At 74.6% G+C, this 3,358-nt stretch carries 4 protein-coding genes; 2 read left to right on the top strand and 2 right to left on the bottom strand.

Annotation, left to right across the window (positions count from 1 at the left end; all coding sequences use genetic code 11):
- Positions 1-122: 122 nt before the first annotated feature.
- Positions 123-869, bottom strand: coding sequence for an MBL fold metallo-hydrolase (locus tag ABT247_RS32725; RefSeq protein ID WP_350750121.1), 747 nt, complete (start codon positions 867-869; stop codon positions 123-125).
- Between the two features lie 94 nt (positions 870-963).
- Complete coding sequence (locus ABT247_RS32720; protein ID WP_350750119.1) at positions 964-1,938, bottom strand: GlxA family transcriptional regulator; 975 nt, start codon at positions 1,936-1,938, stop codon at positions 964-966.
- A 501-nt stretch (positions 1,939-2,439) separates the two neighbouring features.
- Here ABT247_RS32720 and ABT247_RS32715 point away from each other — a divergent pair.
- Together ABT247_RS32715 and ABT247_RS32710 are read left to right on the top strand one after the other, a co-directional pair.
- Positions 2,440-2,811, top strand: coding sequence for a phage holin family protein (locus ABT247_RS32715; RefSeq protein ID WP_350750123.1), 372 nt, complete (start codon positions 2,440-2,442; stop codon positions 2,809-2,811).
- Positions 2,808-3,290 carry a DUF3618 domain-containing protein gene (locus ABT247_RS32710; RefSeq protein ID WP_350750117.1) on the top strand — a complete coding sequence of 161 codons (483 nt, stop codon included), beginning with the start codon at positions 2,808-2,810 and terminating at the stop codon, positions 3,288-3,290. Before ABT247_RS32715 ends, ABT247_RS32710 begins: the two co-directional genes overlap by 4 nt.
- The last annotated feature ends 68 nt before the right edge of the window (positions 3,291-3,358 follow it).

The raw sequence follows: 3,358 nt of genomic DNA, 5'->3' as shown, positions 1-3,358 counted from the left end.
GTGGCGGACCCGCTCGCCGCAGGTCGGCGTCCGGGCCGGGAGGCGCTGGGCCGGATGGTGCTGGGCCGGGTGGTGCTGGGCCGGGTGGTGCTGGGCCGGGAGGCGGGGCCGTACCCCGCGCGTCACCCGGCGCGGGAAGGCAGGCGTCCGCCGGCCTCGAGTCGGGCGAGGCGGTCGTGCTCCCGGTCGGCCCACCGGCGCACCCGGTCCGGGTCGAGCGCGGTGCCGTGGCCGACGTGGAGGGCGACGGGGTCGAGGGCGAGCATCCGGCGGAGACTGGCGAGGTTCTGCCGCGGGTCGTCGTGGAAGGGCGGGTTGGCGGGCTTGCCGGGGACGAGGCCCATGAAGGAGCCGGCGACCAGGTCGCCGGCGACGAGGTCACCGGCGTCGGTGAGGACGGACACCGATCCGGCGGTGTGGCCGGGGGTGGGCATGATGCGCGCCCGGACCCCGAAGTCCTCCAGGCTCGTCTCGCCGCGGATGAGCACGGCCGGTTCGACCGGCTCCGCCTGGACGTGGAGCTTGCGGTTGCGGGCCATGAGGCGGCCCATCGGGCCGGTGGGCAGGTACGGTTCGCGGACCCGCCCGGAGCGGTACGGTCCGAGGTCGGCGACGTGGCCGGCGACGCGTGCGCCGGTGAGCCGGTGCAGTTCGGCGGCGGAGCCGAAGTGGTCGATGTGGCCGTGGGTGATGACGATCAACGAGACGTCGGCCGGGTCGACGCCGTGCGCGACGACCTGGGCGAGGATCTTCCGGCCGCTGCCCGGGGTCCCGGCGTCGACGATGACGGGCCGTCGGCCGAGCAGCAGGTAGGCGTTGATGTTGTGCCGGCCCATGACCGGGATCGGGATGACCTTCGTGCGGGACATGGCTCTCCTCCGGAGCTCGTCGGTCGATGTCGTGTGTGCGGGCATGGCGGAGCTCGGCCGGGGGCGGCGTGCCCCGGCCGGTGGGCGGGGTGGGTCAGAAGCGGCGGCGGTACTCGGCGGGGGTGGTGCCGAGCCTTCGGCGGAAGACGCGGTGCAAGGTCTCCACGGAGCCGAGACCGCTGGCGGCGGCGACCTCGGGCAGGCTTCGGCTGCCGTCCTGCAGCAGCCGTCGGGCGGCCTCCAACCTGGCCGCCTCCACGTAGGCGGCCGGTGTCGTGGAGGTGCGCCGCTGGAACAGCCGGGCGAGGTGGCGCGCGCTCAGGTGCGCGCGAGCGGCGAGGGCTTCGAGCGAGAGGTCGTCGGTGAGGTGCTCGGCGATCCACCGGCGCAGCTCGTCGATCCGGTCGTCCTCGGAACTCTGGACGGACAGCGGGACGCTGAACTGGCTCTGCCCGCCGGAGCGTTTGACGTACATCACCATCATCCGGGCGGTGGCGAGCGCGAGGTCCTGGCCGTGGTCCTCGGCGACCATGGCCAGCGCCATGTCCATCCCGGAGGTGACGCCGGCGCAGGTCCACACCTGCCCGTCCCGGACGAAGATCGGATCCGGGTCGACCCGGACGCCGGGGTGTTCGGCGGCCAGCCGGGCCGCGGTGAGCCAGTGCGTGGTGGCCGGCCGTCCGTCGAGCAGCCCGGCGGCGGCCAGCAGGTGCGCGCCGGCACAGACCGACCCGATCCGCCGTGCCAGGGGCGCCGCGCGGCGCAGCCAGCGGGTGACCTCCTGGTCGATCACCGGCTCGACGGCGTCGCCGACGATCTCGATCGCCCCCGAGACCAGCAGTGTGTCGACCGGGCCGGCCACGTCGTCGAGGGTCAGGTCGGCCATCAGCCGAACGCCGCTGGAGGTGACCACCGGGCCGCCGTCGGCCGTCGCGATCTGCACGAGGTAGCCGGGCCGGTCGGCCCCGGCGACCCGGGAGGCGACGGAGAAGACCTCGGCCGGCCCGGTGACGTCCAGCAGCTCGATGCCGGGGAAGGCGGCGATCACGACGCGGTGCGGTGGGGGCATGCCCTGATCATTCCGCCCGGCCGGGCATGGCCGCAATGACCAGGATCTGTCACATCAGGCCATCGAGGAAGGACTGACCGGACCCGGCAGCGCCCGGACTCCTGCCGGGCTGAACGCGCGGGCCGGGCTGAACTCGCGGGCTGGGCTGGACTCGTGGGCAGGACGAGTGGGCTCGACCGGGCGCGGCCCGGGCGACTCGTAACCGTTGGCACTCGAATGGCACTCGAACCCGGGCCGGAGTCACGGGCCGGTCAGGGCTCGGCCCGTGGGTGGCCCGAGTCCGGCCAGGGGGACCGGTGAAGCCGGCGGGCACGTCGGGCATACGACCGGTCTGAACTCGCCCGGCCGGGGTAAGCGCGCCCTGGACAGGCGGCCGGGCGCACGGTGCGTTCCGGCCGGCGGAGGAGGAGCGCAGAGGGAGAGGAGGTGACCGCTGTGTCGAGCACGCAGGCGCACGGGGCCGGGTCCGCCTCGAGCGTGGACCGACCGGGCCGGCAGTCGGTGGGTGAGCTGGTCCAGCTGGCCTCGCACCAGCTGACCGAGCTGGTGCGAGGCGAACTCCACCTGGCGCAGCAGGAGATGAAGGAGAAGGGCCGGCGCTACGGCAAGGGCGGAGGCCTGTTCGGAGGCGCCGGGCTGGTCGGTTTCCTGATGGCGCAGGCGCTGGTCGCCACCGTGATCGCCGCGCTGGCGGTGACGCTGCCGGTGTGGGCGGCCGGGCTGATCGTCACGGCGGTGCTGGGGGTCATCGCCGCAGTGCTGGCCGTGAGTGGAAAGAGACAGATCGACAGGGCCGGCCCGGCCGTGCCCGAGCGGACCGTCGAGAACGTGAAGGCCGACCTGGCCGAGATCAAGGAGAGGGCACACCGATGACCCAGCCGCCTCACGACGAACCCATCGCCGCCAGCCCCGAGGAACTGCGCGAGCAGGTCGAGCGGACCCGGGCCGAGCTCGGGGAGACGATCCAGGCGTTCGCGGCGAAGACCGATGTCAGGGCGCGCGCCCACGAGAAGGCCGCCGAGGTCAGGGAGCAGGCCGCCGCGAAGGCCGGCGAGGTGAAGGAGCAGGCCGCTCTCAAGGCGGGGGAACTGAAGGCGAAGGCCACCGACCTGGCCCACCAGGTGCAGGACCGGCTGCCCGACCCGGTGAAGGAGAAGGCCGCTCAGGCCGCCGGGCAGGTCCGGGCCAAGGCCGCCGAGGTCGGTCACCTGTGGGAGGAGAAGGCGCCCGAGCCGGTGCGGGAGGGGACCGCCCGGGGCGCGTCGCTGACGCGGGCCAATGGCACGGTGCTGGTGGTAGCAGCGGGCGTGGCCGCCGTGGTGTGGCTGGCCTGCCGCCGCCGGAAGGGGTGAGCCGCGGCTTGCGCTCACCCGGGTGACGTCGGCCGGGGGCGCCCCGGTGGGGGGCCCCCCCCCCGCGC

The sequence above is a fragment of the Kitasatospora sp. NPDC001539 genome (assembly GCF_040298565.1).
Taxonomy (GTDB): domain Bacteria; phylum Actinomycetota; class Actinomycetes; order Streptomycetales; family Streptomycetaceae; genus Kitasatospora.
This window is presented reverse-complemented; position numbering and strand designations above follow the sequence as displayed.